The 18,904-nt window shown below is 36.7% G+C and carries 21 protein-coding genes; 11 read left to right on the top strand and 10 right to left on the bottom strand.

Features of this window, described 5'->3' with window-relative positions; genetic code table 11:
- The 4 genes from AC4CVF_RS08530 to AC4CVF_RS08515 form a co-directional block, all read right to left on the bottom strand.
- On the bottom strand, positions 1 to 705 hold the full coding sequence (locus AC4CVF_RS08530) for a fimbrial biogenesis chaperone (protein WP_419327461.1): 705 nt from the start codon (positions 703 to 705) through the stop codon (positions 1 to 3).
- Positions 706 to 792: 87 nt separating this feature from the next.
- Entirely contained in the window at positions 793 to 1,329 is a 537-nt protein-coding gene (locus tag AC4CVF_RS08525) for a fimbrial protein (RefSeq protein ID WP_004821263.1), read from the bottom strand.
- A gap of 1,075 nt (positions 1,330 to 2,404) precedes the next feature.
- Positions 2,405 to 2,740 (bottom strand): AzlD domain-containing protein, encoded by a 336-nt coding sequence (locus AC4CVF_RS08520; protein WP_336951416.1) that lies wholly within the window; start codon positions 2,738 to 2,740, stop codon positions 2,405 to 2,407.
- Position 2,741: 1 nt separating this feature from the next.
- Entirely contained in the window at positions 2,742 to 3,404 is a 663-nt protein-coding gene (locus tag AC4CVF_RS08515; RefSeq protein ID WP_490789201.1) for an AzlC family ABC transporter permease, read from the bottom strand.
- A gap of 116 nt (positions 3,405 to 3,520) precedes the next feature.
- Between AC4CVF_RS08515 and AC4CVF_RS08510 the strand changes: the two genes are divergently transcribed.
- Both AC4CVF_RS08510 and pyrF read left to right on the top strand, forming a co-directional pair.
- The gene (locus AC4CVF_RS08510; protein WP_419360377.1) at positions 3,521 to 4,069 is read left to right on the top strand and encodes a helix-turn-helix domain-containing protein; all 549 of its coding nucleotides are present in this window, start codon (positions 3,521 to 3,523) and stop codon (positions 4,067 to 4,069) included.
- A gap of 103 nt (positions 4,070 to 4,172) precedes the next feature.
- Entirely contained in the window at positions 4,173 to 4,868 is a 696-nt protein-coding gene (gene pyrF / locus AC4CVF_RS08505; RefSeq protein WP_490789200.1) for an orotidine-5'-phosphate decarboxylase, read from the top strand.
- Positions 4,869 to 5,071: 203 nt separating this feature from the next.
- On the opposite strand, the gene AC4CVF_RS08500 is transcribed toward pyrF, so the two are convergent.
- Together AC4CVF_RS08500 and AC4CVF_RS08495 are read right to left on the bottom strand one after the other, a co-directional pair.
- Positions 5,072 to 5,980, bottom strand: a complete 909-nt coding sequence (locus AC4CVF_RS08500; protein ID WP_419360379.1) for a LysO family transporter — start codon at positions 5,978 to 5,980, stop codon at positions 5,072 to 5,074.
- A gap of 87 nt (positions 5,981 to 6,067) precedes the next feature.
- On the bottom strand, positions 6,068 to 7,591 hold the full coding sequence (locus AC4CVF_RS08495) for a flavin-containing monooxygenase (protein WP_336951410.1): 1,524 nt from the start codon (positions 7,589 to 7,591) through the stop codon (positions 6,068 to 6,070).
- 154 nt (positions 7,592 to 7,745) lie between these two features.
- On the opposite strand from AC4CVF_RS08495, the gene AC4CVF_RS08490 reads away from it, so the two are divergent.
- Together AC4CVF_RS08490 and zapE are read left to right on the top strand one after the other, a co-directional pair.
- Positions 7,746 to 8,756: an AraC family transcriptional regulator gene (locus AC4CVF_RS08490; RefSeq protein WP_336951409.1), complete on the top strand. Its 1,011-nt coding sequence runs from the start codon at positions 7,746 to 7,748 to the stop codon at positions 8,754 to 8,756.
- Between the two features lie 108 nt (positions 8,757 to 8,864).
- A complete protein-coding gene (gene zapE / locus AC4CVF_RS08485; protein WP_004720770.1) occupies positions 8,865 to 10,013 on the top strand; it encodes a cell division protein ZapE in 1,149 nt (382 codons plus the stop codon).
- A 203-nt stretch (positions 10,014 to 10,216) separates the two neighbouring features.
- Here the strand turns inward: zapE and AC4CVF_RS08480 are convergent, their stop codons facing one another.
- Together AC4CVF_RS08480 and AC4CVF_RS08475 are read right to left on the bottom strand one after the other, a co-directional pair.
- Entirely contained in the window at positions 10,217 to 11,569 is a 1,353-nt protein-coding gene (locus tag AC4CVF_RS08480; protein ID WP_336951408.1) for a TrkH family potassium uptake protein, read from the bottom strand.
- A gap of 8 nt (positions 11,570 to 11,577) precedes the next feature.
- The gene (locus AC4CVF_RS08475) at positions 11,578 to 12,228 is read right to left on the bottom strand and encodes a potassium channel family protein (RefSeq protein WP_004720766.1); all 651 of its coding nucleotides are present in this window, start codon (positions 12,226 to 12,228) and stop codon (positions 11,578 to 11,580) included.
- Positions 12,229 to 12,473: 245 nt separating this feature from the next.
- Here AC4CVF_RS08475 and AC4CVF_RS08470 point away from each other — a divergent pair, with 245 nt between their 5' ends.
- On the top strand, positions 12,474 to 13,019 hold the full coding sequence (locus AC4CVF_RS08470; protein WP_483771074.1) for a hypothetical protein: 546 nt from the start codon (positions 12,474 to 12,476) through the stop codon (positions 13,017 to 13,019).
- Positions 13,020 to 13,067: 48 nt separating this feature from the next.
- Positions 13,068 to 13,568, top strand: coding sequence for a hypothetical protein (locus AC4CVF_RS08465; RefSeq protein ID WP_336951407.1), 501 nt, complete (start codon positions 13,068 to 13,070; stop codon positions 13,566 to 13,568).
- An 81-nt stretch (positions 13,569 to 13,649) separates the two neighbouring features.
- On the opposite strand, the gene ilvA is transcribed toward AC4CVF_RS08465, so the two are convergent.
- Positions 13,650 to 15,188, bottom strand: coding sequence for a threonine ammonia-lyase, biosynthetic (ilvA, locus tag AC4CVF_RS08460; protein WP_336951405.1), 1,539 nt, complete (start codon positions 15,186 to 15,188; stop codon positions 13,650 to 13,652).
- Between the two features lie 115 nt (positions 15,189 to 15,303).
- Between ilvA and rpiA the strand changes: the two genes are divergently transcribed.
- From rpiA to AC4CVF_RS08435, 5 genes are all read left to right on the top strand, one after another.
- Entirely contained in the window at positions 15,304 to 15,975 is a 672-nt protein-coding gene (rpiA, locus tag AC4CVF_RS08455) for a ribose-5-phosphate isomerase RpiA (protein WP_336951404.1), read from the top strand.
- Positions 15,976 to 16,067: 92 nt separating this feature from the next.
- Positions 16,068 to 16,742 (top strand): M48 family metallopeptidase, encoded by a 675-nt coding sequence (locus AC4CVF_RS08450; RefSeq protein WP_419327471.1) that lies wholly within the window; start codon positions 16,068 to 16,070, stop codon positions 16,740 to 16,742.
- A gap of 52 nt (positions 16,743 to 16,794) precedes the next feature.
- A complete protein-coding gene (locus AC4CVF_RS08445; RefSeq protein ID WP_336951402.1) occupies positions 16,795 to 17,151 on the top strand; it encodes a VOC family protein in 357 nt (118 codons plus the stop codon).
- Positions 17,152 to 17,180: 29 nt separating this feature from the next.
- A complete protein-coding gene (locus AC4CVF_RS08440; RefSeq protein WP_336951401.1) occupies positions 17,181 to 17,603 on the top strand; it encodes a bleomycin resistance protein in 423 nt (140 codons plus the stop codon).
- A gap of 55 nt (positions 17,604 to 17,658) precedes the next feature.
- Entirely contained in the window at positions 17,659 to 18,090 is a 432-nt protein-coding gene (locus AC4CVF_RS08435; RefSeq protein ID WP_336951399.1) for a GNAT family N-acetyltransferase, read from the top strand.
- On the opposite strand, the gene AC4CVF_RS08430 is transcribed toward AC4CVF_RS08435, so the two are convergent.
- Positions 18,080 to 18,901 (bottom strand): alpha/beta fold hydrolase, encoded by an 822-nt coding sequence (locus tag AC4CVF_RS08430; protein WP_490789199.1) that lies wholly within the window; start codon positions 18,899 to 18,901, stop codon positions 18,080 to 18,082. The two genes, AC4CVF_RS08435 and AC4CVF_RS08430, sit on opposite strands and share 11 nt — an antisense overlap.
- Positions 18,902 to 18,904: the final 3 nt, after the last annotated feature.

Below are 18,904 nucleotides of genomic sequence, written 5' to 3'. Positions count from 1 at the left end.
TTAAAACTGTTTCTCTATTGTCGATAAACTGCCGTAGTCATTGATTAAATAAAGCTGTACGGACTTAGCGTCTGATAAATTTTCGACCTCAATTTGTTGTTTTGAAAATGGTTCTATAAAACTTAGATTTTTAATTTCGTCTGGCGTACCATTTTTTAAAACAAGATTCGATTTACCAAAATTTAGGTAGTAAGGTGTCGGATTATTGATTTGTAATTGGTTATTTACACGCTGTACTTCAACTTTTTGAAACGCTTGTTGCTGTTCCATTTTGATGCCAGTTGGTCGGTAAAACAGTTTTAAGCGGTTACGAATCGCAAATTGTAAGTAATTTGCTTCAGCTGTTGGCTTGGCTGGGATATCAAGTACGTTGAGCCAAAACAATGTTTCTCGATCAGTAGCAAGTTTTTGTTTTTGATTGAAAATGACACGTAAAGATTGACCTTTAGCAGCTTCAATCGTGGTTATTGGAGGGGTAACAATAAATGGGGCTTGGGTTGTGGTTGGATCTGCAATAATGTCTTTACTGTCCACCCATGATTGTACTAATGCAATTTGATCACCTACATTGGTTAATTGCACAGATACAAATTCTTTATCACTTGGGTAAATTACACGGGTACCTGTAATCACAATACCAGCATGAGCGGATGTAATCAAAGTACTGAGCATTAACAAGCTAGAAATAAAAAATAGTTTTTTCATTGAAAGACCCTTGGGAAGATGCAAGTCTGGTTAAGATATAAAAATTAACCAGACCTGTTTAAAAAACTTACAGACCCAAATGTTTAATTATTGATATACAACATAGTAAGTTGCAGTTGTGCTTACATCACCAGCTGTTGTTGCACCTGTTGCATAGTAACGTGCATAAAAATCAAGATTTGCAGAACCATTTGCAGTTGCCACATTTGAAGTCACAATGTTTTGACCTGTACGATCTTTAGTTAGGTCAATCACTGCTTTTGCAGAGTTTAATAATTGAATATTTACGTTTGTTGCACCGCCAGTGGTTACGGTATTGTTTAAACGACCTGCAGTATTAATATTTGCATTGGTGTTGTCATAATAAACACCTACATTACCTACAGGGCATGCTGTTAAATTAATAGTAAATTTAGTGTCGCCATTTGTTGTCGCCGCTGTCGCTAAAGTTGATTTACCTACAGTCGGTAAAACAACAGTGTAGTTACCAGCAGTACCACCAACTGTACAGGTTTGATCAACGATTTTTCCTGTAACTGTTACTGTACCATCAGCAGCCGCAAAAACTGTTGAAGATGCTAAACCTAAGCCAATGATCGCTAAACCCAATTGAATATTTTTCATAGAATTTCTCTCAATACTGCGTTGATTTGCCCTTTACTGGTACTTTCCTAATAAAGGGGAAGTGTTTAGGAGCTAAACAATAAGGGCTACTATAAATTTTTCCTAAATAAAAACAATGAAAAAAAGAGACAAATATCACATTATTTTTGTGTTACAAATACAATATAACGTTATTTGTTTTGGATTTATTTTTTATTATTTAAATACAAGAGGATATTTATAATTAATATGTTTATTTATTTTAACAAGAATTTGTTTCTGTTTACTAAAAAGTGACTAAAAATGTCACTTTTTGTGAATAGCGTCATATTATAGCAAATTATTTTGATCTGCTTATATTAAGCGAGAATAAGTTTTTAAGATTTTCTAAAATAATTTGTTATCATGATTAATTAAATTTTGGATTTTATTTTAATACGCTGCATTGTACTAGATCATTTTCATTAAAAAAATTATTAACTTGAATTTAAATGATTTTTTAGTATTTTATTTAGCTTCTCTGTAAACTATTTTTAAATGCTTAAATCATCATAAAATCGCGTTCATCTTAGATTGCTTTTAAAAACAGAAGGTTTTTTTAATGCGACTTTGCTTCACTTAATATGATTACTTTTTTTTTATCAAAGAGATTAATTGTTTAGTTATGATGTAATGTTTGTTTAGTTATAAAGAATATATTTGGAAATAGCGCAGATAGATAAATTAAAAATAAAAAATTTAGTGTAAACATGGATGCAATGAATAAGAAAAATATAATTTTAATTTAATATTATTTTAAGTTTGTATAGGTTTTTAAATATATGAAAAAGAATTTATCTGTTGTAAGGATTAAAATCTAGAAAAGGCAGTGTTTTGAAAATTTTTATTTGGTGGAGTAAGTGAGGTACTTCACAATGATCAAATATAAAACGAATTTTAAGCGCTTTAAGATTGATTGAATAAGTATCCATAAAAAATAAGCATAGAGATTAAAACAGTATATTTAATCAATAATTAAGCATGCGTAATCATTTGCATTATGCTGTTAAAAAAGCGCTTTGATTGTTGTAAAACGCTTTTTTAAGCTTTAATAGTTTTATTGGGCTAGCCAGAAAAACTCTGCAAAGCGAAATATTGTGGTGGTCAGCATTGCGATCACAATCGTCGTGATAAGGGAGTGATTTTTCCAAATCAGAAATAAACCCACCAATACCCCCATGATTTTGCCTAAGTCTGCCCAATCCGCACCTTCAAAAAAAGTACTGAGAATCGCAATAGAAAACAGTAAAGTTGTTGCGGCATCATTAAAGAGTTGCTCTTGATGTTGAGTGATTGTGAAATATTGGCTGAGGGAAAGTCCCGCATATCGAATCAGATAAGTACCCATCGCCAGCAGCATGATCCCGATCAAAATAATAAATTGTTGATGCATGTTATTTTCTTCCTACAAGCAAGCCAAATAATGACATAAGTATCGGAATCCCTAAGGGTAGAAATGGAAAAGTAGCGAGGCTGATGACTGCACCAGTCATTGCCGATTTTCGAGCAGATTTTCTTTTTAGTGCTTTAAAGGTAAGAGCAAACAATACGACAGGAAAAATCGTATCGATACCCAGTAATTTTGCATAAGCTAAATGACTTCCCAATACATAACCGCTTAAAACGCCTATGGGCCAAGCAAATAAAATTCCGACTCCGCACAGCCAATAAGCACTCAGTTTTAGCTCATTTGAAGATTGGCTTAAACCAAATAAAACACTTTCATCATTCATAATATGTGTAGCAAAATATTTTAATTTATTTTTTTCTATAAAATGGGTAATCGCTAAACCAAAAGGCAGATGTCGTAAATTAATCAGCAACCCTACAATCGCAGCTGTAATCGGACTGCTTCCAGTAGCAATCATGCCAATGAAAGTAAACTCGGCAGCACCAGCCAAGACACAGATCGAAAGTAGTAAAGGTATCCAGATCGGTAGTTGATAATTGACTGCAAGCGTACCTAATGAAATCCCGATCAGTGCGGTTGCGATGCAGAGAATCACGATTGATTTTATCAGGGCCTTGGGTAAATTTTTTATTTCTTTATACTTCATTTAGATGAGCCTTGCTTGGGTTAATAAGATCGTTCGATAAAATGAACGATCATTTGTTATAATAGTTTGATTGTTATTGTTCGTCAAACAGAACGATCGTATTTTTTGGAAGAATAATGTCTATACCAATTGAAATCATTGCAAATAATCTGCAAAAAGAAAGAAAAAGTGCTGCATTATCTTTGGGAGAAGTTGCTCGACGTGCAGGCATTGCGAAATCCACGCTTTCGCAACTTGAATCTGGGCAGGGTAATCCGAGTCTAGAAACTTTATGGGCACTTTGTGTGGCTTTAAATATTCCTTTTGCCAAACTTATGGAAGCACAAGCCCAAACTACACAAGTGATTCGTTATGGCGAAGGTGCTTCAGTTGTTTCTGAAATATCAAATTATCAGGCTGTTTTGTTGGCGACATGCCCACCCAATGCACGACGAGACGTGTATATGCTTACAACCCAACCGGGTGAGCCGCGTTGCAGTAAACCGCATCCTATTGGTAGTGTTGAACATATTATTATCATGCAGGGCTCTGCCAAAGTCGGTTTATTAGACAGTGCTGAGTTGCTTCAAGCAGGGGACTATATTTCTTATCCCGCAGATCAAGCGCATATTTTTGAAGCACTAGAGCAAGATACACGTGCAATTTTGATTTCAGAGCAGAGATAAATCATTCTTAATATTTAAGAAAAGTTGATTGATTTGTGATGAAGTCGATTTTCTGACTTTGTACATTGAGTGAATCGCTTTATAATGAGCGAAAATTTATGTGATGGAACTGAGATTCGTGAGTATTATTGTTGCCTTAGATGCAAAAAGCCAATATGACGCCCTAGCAATTGCTGATCAGCTTGACCCATCACTATGTCGTTTAAAAGTCGGTAAAGAACTATTTACTCATGAAGGCCCTCTTGTTGTGAAGGCACTACATGATAAGGGCTTTGAAGTATTCCTCGATTTAAAATTTCATGATATTCCAAACACAACCGCACAGGCGGTTTGTGCTGCGGCTGATTTGGGCGTATGGATGGTCAATGTCCATGCCTCTGGTGGGCGTAAAATGATGGAAACTTGTGTAGAACGGTTAAAAGCAGGTAACTATAAAACACAATTGATAGCGGTTACTGTTCTTACTTCAATGGAACGTGAAGACTTGCGTGATATTGGTTTAGATATTGAGCCATTTGAACAAGTGAAACGTCTGGCTAAATTGACTCAACAAAGTGGTCTGGATGGCGTGGTATGTTCGGCCCAGGAAGCCAAGATGTTACGTCAGGACTTAGGTGCCGAATTTGCTTTAGTAACACCTGGAATTCGTCCAGCTGGTGCAAATGCAGATGATCAAAAGCGTATTGTAACACCTAAGCAAGCCATGCTTGATGGTTCTACTCATTTAGTGATTGGTCGTCCAATTACTCAATCTGAACATCCAAGTAAAACCATACAAGATATTTTAGCGACTCTATAAAAATAAACCCCTCTTTGTCATTGGATTAAGAGGGTGATTTTTTGATTTATATAATAAAAATTGCTGTGTATACACTGTAGTGTATCTGCGTTACTAGGTCTTTTTTCAGAAGTTTAAAAAACTTTTTATTCCAGTGATTCTATTGATCAGTATTGCTATCTCGTCAGATAAAGTACGATGGATGCTACATTCAGCACTTAATTTTAAAGTGCAGCTAGAACACTTACCGCAATTGGTGCCAATACCGACAGAACAAAACCACTGACCATTGCATGTGGAATATAATCATTGCCGCAAGCTTGTTTCACCATAGGTAAGGTGACATCCATTGCGGTTGCACCAGCAGAAGAAATTGCTGAACGTGGATAACGCCATCCAATCATATACATAAATAAAATGGCAAAAATCTCCCTAAATAAATCGTTCATTAACGCAATACTTCCCAGATGGGCATTCTTTAATTCAGTCACCACAATCCCTGTCATAGAATAGAAGCCGTAACCTTGCGATAGCATGATTAAATCTTTCATACTGATGTCTTGAATCAAGAAAAATGCCGCAACAGCACCCAATAGTGAGCCAATCACGCAGGCAATCGGTACCAGCATAATTTTCCAGTTTAACCAAGAACGATCCAGTGGCGAGTAAGCCAGATCCAAGCCGATCAGTAACATGTAAACTAAAAGTAAATTCCATGTGCTGACATGTAGTGGAACATCGAAAAGGTGGGCCAACTCTGCTAAGCCATACCCTACAGCTAGTGCAATAAATGCATAGCTGATGTTGAGTAATGAACCCATCAATAATTCAGCAGAAACTTTACCTTGTGATGGTTTGTAGCCAATTGCTGTAAATACCAGATAACAACAAAAAAATGCACCCAATGATGTGCTGAATGCAATTGTGATGGAACTGGTGAGAATCTGTGCAGGGCTGGCAATATTATGAATTGTTTGAGAAAACTCCATTGCAATCGCAATTAAAAGAATATAGGTAAAATAAGGCAGTATTTTAAAAGCTATTTTTTCAATGGATTGTGGAATTCTGCGGGCTAAAATAAACCCTAAGCATAAACAAAATAAAAGTTGGAAAATAAGCCAAAGTGATTGCATGAAAAATAGATAGGCAATGGATACCTATCTATTATAGTCGAAGCACAGAAACGCGGTTGAAAATTTATAGAAGAATATTAACCAAGTTTATGCAGCTTTTGATTTTTGCTTTGCGCTTTGCTCACGGCCTAATAAGCGGAAATCTGCTGGGTTTACTTTGCGAGTGCTGAGCCAAAATTTCCAGGTATAGGTTGGCCATAATGCAAAGTTTTTACCACCATCTTGTTGGTACCAACTGACACAGCCTGATTGCCATACAGTACCTTCAAGCTGTTTCTGTACATTTTCATTAAATTGATCTTGTACTTCAGCTTTTACCGTCACTGCTTGAGTCTGTGTTTTTGCAACCATTTGAATCAACTGCAAAATATAATTCACTTGAGATTCAATCATGAAAATTACAGAGTTATGCCCCAGTACGGTATTTGGACCAAGCAATTGAAATAGATTTGGAAAGCCTTTGGTGCTGATCCCATAAAAACTTTCTGCACCATCTTTCCATGCCGTTTTTAATTCAACGCCGTGTTCACCATAGCAATCAAATGATTTTAAATAGATGCGTGGGTCTGTAATAAAACCAGTACCATAAATTAAACAATCAATTTGACGTTCTTTGCCATCCTTGGTGATGATGCTATTTTCAGTAATTTCCTGAATTCCATCGGTAATTAATTCAACATTTTTACGGTTGAATGTTGGAAAGTATTTGTTGGAAATCAGAATACGCTTACAGCCCATAATATAGTCAGGGGTCAGTTTTCTGGCGATTTCTTTGTCTTTAACTTGGAATTTTATATAAGCTTCAGCAAGTTTCTGACCATATTTCATGATTTGTGGTTTTACAATGGGGACGACACGTGATTCATTTGACCAGTACAAGCGTGCACGGTGTAATTTCCTAAACCATTCAAAGCGACTAAATAGTTTTTTATCAAGTGCATTATAGGCACGTTCATCACGAGGAATTACCCAAGCAGGGGTTCTTTGAAATACATAAAGATTTTGCACCTTTGCAGCAATTTCAGGAATATATTGAATTGCACTACCACCAGTACCAATGGATGCTACATTTTTTTGATTTAAATTATAGTCATGCTTCCAATGTGATGAATGGAAAACTTCGCCTTTGAATTTTTCAAGCCCTTTAATTTTAGGAATCTGTGGTACATGCAATGGCCCTGATGCAAAAATAACAAATTGAGCCTCAATTTTTTGTCCACTTTTTAGTGTTAAATGCCAATTGAAATTATGCTCATCATAATGTGTAGAAACCACTTCTTGATTAAATTGGATGTATTTCTTTAAATTGAATTGCTGAATTAAATCTTGAATATAGTCAAAAATCTCAGGTGCTTCGGCATAACGTTTTGACCAATCCGTTTTGGGTGCAAAAGAAAGCGAGTACATATGTGATTGAACATCACACGCCGCACCCGGATACTGGTTCTCACGCCATGTACCGCCCACATCATCTGCTTTTTCTAAAATAATAAAATCATCAATATTGGCTTGCAATAGGCGGATCGCCATGGCTAAACCACCAAATCCCGATCCGATAATTGCAACTTGCGTTGATTGGGTTTTTGTTTCAGTCGTAGGGGCTGTACTCATTTTTGTTCGCTCTGACTTTTCCAGTTTTGCATAGAATATCGGAAATGCAGTGCTTGAAATATGATTGCACTGACACAAAAATTGATATATTCGGCAATTTGCAAAAAACCATCTTTGTAGTACAAAGTTTGGGTAGAAATCAAATGATGATCTAATGAAACGCTCGATTCTCGGTTTAATGTATTTAATTCATGGTATGCGTAATGCTGGAATCGATGTAGATTCACGACTTTCTAGCATTGGGATCAAAGCAGATGCACTCGATCCCAGCTCAATCATTCACCCCAGTTTAGAGTGGGATATACAAAAAGTGATTGGGCAGGGTGTGCAGCCAGAAACGGGGTTGTTTATTGGTCAGCATTATTCTTTGGCGGGCTATGGTCCATTGCTTATGCTCTTGGTGACCTGTGGTAATGTTGGTGATGCGATTCAAAATGGTGTTCATTATCAAGGTCTAACCTATTTATACGGTGTCTTAGGACTTGAGAAAGGTGATCATCAAATTGCATTAACTTACAAACCAGTAGATTTAGAAACAGAAATGGGTTTGTTGAGAGCACAATGCGAAATCTCTGGCACTTATAAATTTCTGGATGATATTTATAAAATGATGGGACTTACAGCGCCCAGCGTGAGAATCGAATTACCCTTTCAGCAGCCTCAGGATTTAAATGTATTAAAGCAATATCATGATTATTACGGTTCGGATTTACATTTTAATTGTGAAAAAGCTGCTTTTTGGATCAATGAAGATGTGATGCAACTGCCGATTCCCTCCGCAGATCCGATCACACATCGGGTTTACGAAGCCAAGTGTATTGCTGAAATTGAGCGATTAAATGCTGAAGAACAGAAAATTGCGCCATTGATTCAACGGGTAAATGATTATTTGGAATTACAGCAAGGGATTATTCCCTCGATGGCCGAAGTAGCTCAGGCGTTGAATGTGCCTGAAAGAACCTTACGCCATCAGTTGCAGCAATTAAATACCAGCTATAAACAAATTCGAGAACAGCTGATTAAGCACAAAGCATTGCGATTAATTGAATATAAGGAATATTCAATTGAGGTGATTGCTGAATTACTTGGCTACTCAGAACCCGCTGCATTTAATCATGCTTTTAAACGTTGGTTTGGGCAAAGCCCGCGTCAATATGGTAAATAAACAGGTAGTGCTGATATGAGATATAGAGTTAGAATTATCCCAAAGTTTTATTTATCAAAAATGAATATTCGATATACTTCCTTTAGCCTTTAAAAGTAACAAAATGATATGTTAGATCAGAATACAACTTCAACAGCATTTACTCCCGTATCACCCGCTGAGCGTTATGCAAAAGCATTGTCATCTGGACAGTTTTTACCAGATGATGCTCAGGCTCAAGCAGTACATGAGTTGGAGCGGGTATGGCAAGAATTGATCAATCGTTATAAAGCATCGAAGAAAGCTTTTCGTCGTTTCCGTCGTCAAACTGCACCGAGAGGTGTATATATGTGGGGCGGTGTCGGGCGTGGAAAAACATGGCTCATGGATCAATTTTACGATTCGATTCCTTTTCGCCGTAAAACCCGTATGCATTTTCATCACTTTATGCAGTTTGTGCATAAGGAGTTAAACAAGCTTTCTGGGCAGCGTAATCCGTTAGATATCGTTGCAGATCAAATTTATAAAGAAGCTGTAGTAATTTGTTTTGACGAGTTCTTTGTGTCGAATGTAACGGATGCAATGATTCTCAGTGATTTATTTCAAAAATTATTTACCCGTGGCATTACCTTGATTGCCACATCAAATATTGCCCCAGATGGTTTATATAAAAATGGAATCCATCGTGATCGTTTTATTCCAACGATTGAAATGGTGAAAAAACACTGTGTGGTATTGAATGTTGATGCGGGTGTTGACTATCGTTTACGGGTATTAAAACAAGCGCAATTGTTTAAATCACCACTGACAGATGATAATAAAGTCTGGATGGCAAAGCGTTTTAATGCATTAACCACATCGCAAACAGTGTCAGAAGAACCAATTACGATTAATAACCGTGTTGTTGAAACTTTAGGCCATACCGAAGATGTATTGTGGTGTGAGTTTAGAGAACTCTGTATGAAACCGCGTAGCCCATCGGATTTTATTGAAATTGCCAATATTTATAATACCGTTTTGGTGAGTAATGTTCCGCACTTAACTGATTTGCTGTCAGAAGGTACACGTCGTTTTATTTATCTGGTAGATGAGTTTTATGATCGTGGAGTAAAGCTATTACTGACCTCTCAAGACTCGATTATTGAAATTTATGATGGAGAGAAGCTGGCTTTTGAAATTGAACGTACACGTTCTCGTTTACTCGAAATGCAATCAGATGAATATTTGCAGTCAGAGCATCGTTTGATTAAAGGCAATAGTGAGTTAGAAGTAGAATAATCATCCTTAGAAAGATGTAAAAAAGCGATCCTATCATTGATAAGATCGCTTTTTTTATGGGGGATACTGTCATCAGTATACATTTTGCAAGGATTGTCTGAGCAATCTATTTAAGGAGTCTCAGCCTATTTTAGATATACGTGATAAGATTAAAATGATCCTACAAAGCAGTTTCAGTTGTATTCACTTGATGATTAAAACAATTAACCCACCTGAATTTCAGTATTTGGATGGCGAACACGACTTTTATTCGGTGTCGCAATCAAATACGCAAGTGTTAGTGGTCCTAAGCGTCCAGCAAACATTAGACAAATTAAAGCGATTTGGCTTCCTGCATGCAAATTTTCTGTGATCCCTCGAGATAGGCCGACAGTACAAGCCGCAGAAACGGCTTCAAATAGTAAGTCTAAAAACTTTTTATCAGGTTCTAGAATCAGTAGGGTAAAAAAGCCAATCAAGATCAGTAACGATGTAATCGAAATGACTGCAAGAGCTTTAAACGTGGCTTGATGAGAAACAGAATGTCCAAAAACAGTAATTTCATCTGAACGCTTTAAAAAGGTAATGACACTTAAAATCATAATAATGAATGTGCCGACTTTAATTCCACCCGCAGTACTTAATGAGCCGCCACCAATAAACATCAATACCATGGTAATTAAGGTTGATGCATTGGTCATGCTGCTGACTTCCAAGCTGTTAAAACCTGATGAACGAGGTACAGTGGCATGGAACCATGCATTTAAAGCTTGATCACCAATAGACATGGGGGCAAGTGTTAAGGGGTTAGAAGCTTCGATTGCCCAAATAACAATAAAAGCAAAGAGGTTTAAGCCAGCAATCGTAGACAGAATTAACTTACTATTGGTAGAAAGCTTTTTCCAACGCTTGGCTCTTTTTATATCCATCAAGACAACAAAACCAATTCCACCGATGATATACAGCATACTGATGGTAAATGTCACCATATACTGGTCAGAGAAGCTCATTAAGCTATTGGGGAATAAAGAAAACCCACCATTATTAAAAGCAGAAATACTATAAAAAAGCGCATAAAAAAATGCATGTTCAAGGTCATAGTGATGTGACCAAGCCATGGTTAGAATCCCTGTACCAATCGCTTCAAAGAACAATGAGTAAAGAAAAACCCCTTTTACTGTAAAGGTCGCTTTGGCCAAACTGGTTTGACCAATAGTTTCCTGTGCCATGACTTGCTGCCGAATACCAACTTTTGAGGAAAGACTCAAAGCAGCTAAGATTGCAAAAGTCATAAAACCTAAGCCGCCGCATTGGATCAGTATCATCACCACAACTTGACCAAAAGTGGTTAAGGAGTCGCCAATATTGACGACAGATAGCCCAGTGATAGTTACAGCAGAGGTTGCAGTAAACAGGGCCTCTAGCCATGTCAAATTGCCTTGATTAGCAAAGGGAAGTTTAAGGAATAGTGTTCCGATGATAATGAAGCTTAAAAAACCTAAAGCAAGTAAGCTCGGTGGGCTGAGATTAATACTATTGTGTTTTTTGTTGATTAGTTCTTTTTTAGATAAACGCATAGTTATAACTATAAGAAACGAATCGAAAATTGTCTTAACATTTCTACAGGCCCTTCAAGGATTAAAATATCCTTTTCCTGTAAAATCGTCCCCGGTGCAATATCATACAGTACATGTGAACCGCGTTGTAATAACAAGGTTGTAAGTTCGGGGGTATTTTCCATGACCGTTTGAAATTGCGCGCCTTGTAAATTTGCACCTATTTCAATTTTGACGATATAGCGATCATTATTTAACGCCATATAACGTCTCACCATTGGATAACTAAGTGATTGTGCAACACGAATCCCCATATCTTCTTCAGGGTGAATGATTTTTGTAATGCCTAAATGAGACAAAATCATATGATGTGATTTAGATTTGGCTTTTACAAAGATTTTTTCGATACCCAAATTTTTTAAATGCAGTACGCATAGAATACTGGCTTCAATATCTTCACCAATGGCAACCACCACGGCATCACAATTTTTGATATTCAGTTCATCTAACACATGTTCATCGGTAGCATCTGCAATAACTGCATGACTGATTTTATCGGCAATGTTTTCTACATTTTTCTTTAATGTATCAATACCTATTACATCGTGATTTAAGTTGGTGAGTTCTAGTGCAACTGCTTCACCAAAACTGCCTAAACCGATGACAGCGAATTGCGCCATTCTACAAAGTCCTTATCCCGACACTGATTTTGTGTTGGTATGATCATATTCAATTTTTATATATTTTATCTTTAAAGTATTGCAACGCCAATCTACAAACTGAGAATAAAAAGCGATAAATGTAAATAAAACCAGATTTATGTCATAAAAACTTAAAATTGATCCGATATCATTGCTTTGAAATTTAAAAATGCAAAGCCAAGATTGGGCTTTTGATCCAAGAATAAAAAATGGATGATAAAAAAATGGACGATAAGAAAATTTTTAAAATTCTCCAACATTGGTTCCCAGCATTGGAGCAAAGAGATATTCCCAAAAAGAAATATCGTAAACGTTTTGTCGAGTTTCTCAGTTGGATCGAAGCTGAAAAGTTTGGTGGGCGATTTCGTGGATATTTAATGAAAATTGATCGTATGCAATTTCATGAAAATGAGATTGAGCGTTGTGCTGTTTTTCATGAATATGCAGTAGATAGCTTAGGAATTCAAACTCAAATTCGTGCAAGAGCGAAGCCTTTATTTGATCATTATGAAGTACACAAAGATGTTATTGGACGCTATTACAATGTTCAAGATCAAGTTTATGATGTTGTTTTTGAAGAAATATTAAAACAGGCCAGACAACATGATCATGAACTGTTGCTGATTTATGCTGAAGACTATTATTGGTTGATTGTACCGAATCATGAATATAAAATTGAAAAGTTCTGCAAGTGTTTTAATAAGCAATTTCATGATGAAGATGTCAGTATAGAACACTATGCATTATTTGACTGTTCAAGATCGACTTAGTTTTTTGCTATTAATTCAACTTATTGATAATAAAATAGAGAGATATCCATGTCACAGAAAATATATTCATTACTTCAACATTTAATTCCCGAGCTAAATGCACAAAAAATTCCTCAAAATACTGAATTTTATAGTTTTAGTGAATGGATAAATCAACAGCATGATTTCCTGCATTATATTGAATTAAAAGAATATTATGACAATGGAATTGAAAATGATTTCTACTTTAACCAGTACAATATTGATACTGAGCAATTGCAAAATGAAATCGAAGTTGCAATAGCAGAAGTATTTGATCAGTACGATGAGGAAGATGATGACGTCTCATTTGATAATCAAATCGATGCGATGGAACAAACCGAAGAAATTATTTTTGATAAAATTAAAGTGACTGCCAATCTACATCAGCTTTCTTTATTGGTGGTCTATCGAGAGAATCCATATTGGATGCTTGTGCCGACACAAGATGAGCAACAGTTAAATCAAATTGTGGATGCTTTTAATGACGCATTTAATGATGATGGTGATTTAAATATGGCGATTTATTAAGTTAACTTTTTCGAATTGTTCTGATTTTATAAAAAATAGCCCATAAAAAATTTATAGGCTATTTCTATTTTGAAGCTCTTTCTATTTTAAGAAACGTTGATAACCTAAGTTATTGGTAATTTCTTGATATGGGTAATTGATATTTTCCAAAGTCTCAATCAGTCCATCTGGATTCTGTACCGCATCTTCTGCATCCAAGCCAACCAAAACACGGCCTTCTGCTGCACCGTGATTACGATAATGGAATAGGCTAATGTTATGGGTTGGACCAAGACGCTCTAAGAATGTTAATAAAGCACCTGGGCGTTCTGGAAACTCAACACGGAACAAACGTTCATTGGCAATATCAGCATGACCACCAATCAAATAACGGATATGCAATTTTGCAACTTCATCATCCGATAAATCATCGACATCATAATGTAATTTCATTGCTTCATAGATGTCATGACGTTCTTTTTCACCAGCCTTTAAGCTAATACCGACAAAGACTTGAGCGGCAGATGCATCACTGGCACGATAGTTAAACTCAGTGATATTACGTCCTTGCAAAGCACGACAGAAATTAAGGAAAGAACCTTTTTCTTCTGGAATGGTCACTGCAAAAATAGCTTCTTTACGTTCACCAAGTTCGGTACGTTCAGCAATATAACGTAAACGGTCAAAGTTCATATTGGCACCACAAACAATTGACACCATATTTTTGCCTTCAAGACCATGCTCAGCGACGTACTTTTTGATACCTGCAAGTGCCATCGCACCTGATGGTTCTACAATACTACGACATTCATCATAGGTATCTTTGATTGCTGTACAGATTTCATCTGTGTTGACCAAGACGACATCACGTTCAACAATTGGACCTGAGTTATCAGATTTTTGTAGTTGAATCACTTCAAATGGCTTTTCACCAATTTGAGCAACAGCTGTACCGTCTGCAAATAATCCTACAGAAGGGAGTACCACACGTTGATTCGCTTCAAATGCTGCTTTTAAACATGCAGATTCATCATATTCGACAGGAATAATTTTGACATGCGGAGCAACATCACCAAGATATGCTGCTACACCTGCAATTAAACCACCACCGCCCACAGCAACAAATACGTATTCAACATCACGCCATTGACGCAATATTTCATTGGCAATTGTACCTTGGCCGGCCATGACCAGTTCATCATCATAAGGCGGAATAAAGGTTAAACCTTCGTCGTTTGCACGTTGAATCGCATATTTATTAGCAACATCAAATGAGTCGCCGTGAAGCACAACATCACCACCCAAACGCTTTACTGCTTGAACTTTAATGTCAGGGGTGGTTTTTGGCATCACAATAATGGCGCGAATACCTAACTTTTGACCAGATAAAGCCACGCCCTGAGCATGGTTACCTGCTGAAGCAGTAATAACGCCACGTTCCAACTGAGATTTCGGTAATTGACTAATACGGTTATACGCACCGCGTAGTTTGAAGGAAAAGACAGGTTGTAAATCTTCGCGTTTAAAGCGAATGTTATTGTTTAGTTTTTCACTAATTCGTGGCGCTGCTTCGAGTGGGGTTTCGATTGCAACGTCATACACCGTTGCCTGTAATATTTGTCGAACCAAACGAGACAGCATGTTAATTTTCCATCTAACAGTTTAAAATGAGCGCTCATTGTAACAAACCGTTGTACCTTTGCGTTTTAAAATTATGCAAAATGTGCAGGAAATTGAAATTTTATTGAGAGATGTCATGAGCCTTTATGCAACCCAGGACGAGAAAAAACAAGCTGCAGCCCAAGCCGCTTTAAAACACTTACCAAGAGGGGGCATTTTGGGAGTTGGTACTGGTAGTACAGTGAACTTCTTAATTGAATTATTACCTCAGTTACAACTCGAAGCAGCAGTTGCCAGTTCAGAAGCAACGGCTCAACGTCTTAAGAAATTAGGTATTGAGGTGGTTGATATGAACCATGTCAGTGGTTTAGATGCTTATGTGGATGGTGCTGATGAAATTGACCGTCATTTACATATGATTAAAGGCGGGGGGGCTGCACTCACGCGTGAAAAAATTGTGGCATCTATTGCGAAAAAGTTTGTATGTATTGTTGATGACTCGAAATGGGTCGATCAGTTAGGCCGTGAATTTCCTTTGCCTATTGAAGTGATTCCTATGGCACGTTCAGCAGTAGCACGTAAAATTGTATCACTAGGCGGTGACCCAGTTTATCGTGAAGGTGTGGTAACGGATAACGGTAATGTCATTCTAGATGTGTATAACTTAAATATTTTGAATGCATTAGAGGTCGAAAAAACCATTAACGATATTCCTGGAGTGGTGTGTAACGGTATTTTTGCGATCAATAAAGCTGATGTTGCTGTAGTTGCGACCAATAACGGTATTGAAGAGCGTACCGCAGGATAAAAAAATTTCCCCTAACTTCTGCTCGAGTAAAGATGAGGCTTCCTCCTTGCCTTTAAAGAACGGTTGGGGGAGATTCTAAAAATAAGCGTATTATGACTGCAAATCTTCCTGAAATTAAAATCACTCATCATGCACGGGCAACACGCTTGCGTTTACGTGTTGAACCAACACAGATTCGCTTAACTGTGCCTAAGTATTGTAGCCAACGTCAGATTCAGCATTTTTTACACGAGTCTAAACAATGGATGATTGAGACCTGGCATAAACAGCAGGAAAAAATACAGCAAGTTGATCAGATATTACCGACAAGCTTGCAACTGTTTAATTTAAAACACCCCATAGAAATTATTTATAAAACTCAAAAAAATAGCTATATTTTAGATGAGCAAAAGCCTCAATTATTTGTCAGCGACCGTCAGCCTGAAAACTATTTAAAAGCTTTTGTAATTGCTTATGCAAAGCATTATTTACCAATCTATTTAAAGCAAGTCAGTGATGAAACTCGTTTAAAGTTTGGACAGTGTGCTGTTCGAAACCCAAAAACACGTTGGGGAAGTTGTACAGCCCGTCATGATATTATGCTCAATAGTGCCTTGGTTTTATTTGATCAACAAATTACCCGTTATGTCTGTGTACATGAATTGGCACATACCAAACATTTTGATCATAGCGCTGCTTTTTGGTTTGAAGTTGAAAAGCATGATCAACACTATCAGCAACATCGTAAAGTTTTAAAAGGTAGCGTAATACCTTGGTGGTGGGCGTAATAAAATAAGTAAATTTCTAGATTGCATTAAAACAAAAAATGAGGAAAAGCGTATGAGTGTAAAAAGAATCATAGGTAATATTAAAGCTTTAGATTTAGCCAGTGCGCAAGCTTTTTATGGTGATTTTTTAGCGATGGACTTGGTGATGGATCATGGCTGGATCAAAACATTTGCCAGTCAGGAAATGATGCATCCACAAATCAGTATTGCTTCCGAAGGGGGAAATAATACAGATGTACCCGATTTTTCAATCGAGGTCGACAATGTGGATGAACTTTATGAAAAAGCCAAAAAATTAGATTTAGACATCCTCTATCCCTTAACTAACGAGGATTGGGGCGTTAGGCGATTCTATGTCAAAGATCCATTTGGAAAGGTTGTAAATATTTTACAACATATTGAATATTAAAAAATTAATGAATTAAGTAGGATTTTTAAATGCAGTGGAATAAATTGGTTCCAGAACTGATCGTCACCGATTTGGATAAAAGTTATCATTTTTGGGTGGAAATATTGGGTTTTTCTGTAATGTATCAACGGACTGAAGAAAAATTTATCTATGTGGAACTTGATGGTGTTCAGTTTATGTTGGAGCAACAACAACAAGGGCAATGGTTAACAGGAGTATTGGCCTACCCATTGGGAAGAGGGATTAACTTTCAGTTCGAAGTAGACCAACTCGACAGTATTTTAAATCGTTTGGATGTCGCACAATGGCCGCTGTTTGAAGCATTAGAAGAACGTTGGTACCGTGCAGAAACTATAGAGCATGGACAAAAGCAATTTTTAGTTCAAGATCCAGATGGTTATTTATTACGAATTGTTGAGGTGATTGGAGAAAGGGCGATAACGTTAGATTAAATTAAGGCTGGCTTAAATAAGGTCAGGTTATAGGGACTTTAATTGAGGTACAGCGATGCACATCAGATCTTTTCAGTATTATGACCGAGCACCATTGAGTGAACTTTTTTTAAATACCAGAAAATTAAGTTGGCCGTGGTTGAATTCTTCAAAATGGGAGCTGAGTGATTTTGAAAAATACACCCAAAATGAAATGATTTTAGTAGCTGAAAAAGACCAAGAATATTTGGGATTTGCATCTATTTTTCTGCAAGAGAACTTTTTACATCATCTATTTATTGCCCCAAATGCTCAAAATCAGGGTGTAGGGACAGCATTGCTACACGCAGCAGAACAACTGTTTACGGGTACAGGCTATCTCAAATGTTTATCTGAAAATAAAAAAGCTTTGTCTTTTTATTTAGGTCATGGCTGGGAAGCAATCAGCACTGGAGAAAGTGAAGAAGGTGGATATATATTGATGTCAAAAGCAAAACTTATTCAGTAAAACTATTGACCCATTCTATAATTATTTCGACGACTTCATCAGGCTGTTTAATCCATGCACTATGTTGATTGCCTTTGGTTTTATGGGTTAAATCCAACGTGTTTATTTGTGGGTTTTTAAAATAACCACTTAGGCCAAGCATTGAAGACATTGGTGCAAAATCATCGCCATTTAAATAGACAAATAAGGCAGCGTTATTCACCACGTTTTCTTGCCCAATAATATGTGCATAATTTCCTGTAAAGATAACTTTAGACCAATCACGCATTAAGGATTTTGTCTCTTTATTCCCAAAAGCAATTTTATAGCCTGCAAAATAACCATCTTTTAAAATCATGGTGTTGATCGCTGTGACTGCTTTTAAAATATTGATTTTACCTTTTAAGTCCCAATTTTTTAAACCGATATTGCCAGTGGCAACACCAATGACTTTATTTGCATGATTTTGTGCATAAAGTGTTGCTAAATGTCCGCCTAAGCTATGTCCAAATAAGATTGGGGCTTGCTGGTTCAATTCTAAGGCCAGCTTTTCCAGTTGAGGAATAAATTCATTGAGTAAATCAGCATAACCATAATCAACCTTTGCTGAAACAGGTGGAGTATTGCGCCCGCAATGAGGATAATCAGCCACAATAACATTCAAGCCACTTTGGCTTAAAGCTGTAATGAGTACCTCGTATTTACTGATTGCTATACCTAGCGCAGCCAGCAAAATAACACTCTGGCTATTTTCAGTGTTTGAATAAATATCGACTACAATTGGATATGGCCCAAAATCAATCTTCTTTTGGGTAAAAGAGGTATTTTTCATGAT

Source organism: Acinetobacter sp. LipI_19, from assembly GCF_058242925.1.
The sequence above is the reverse complement of the archived record's forward strand: the minus strand, read 5'-3'. Positions and strand labels throughout refer to the sequence as shown.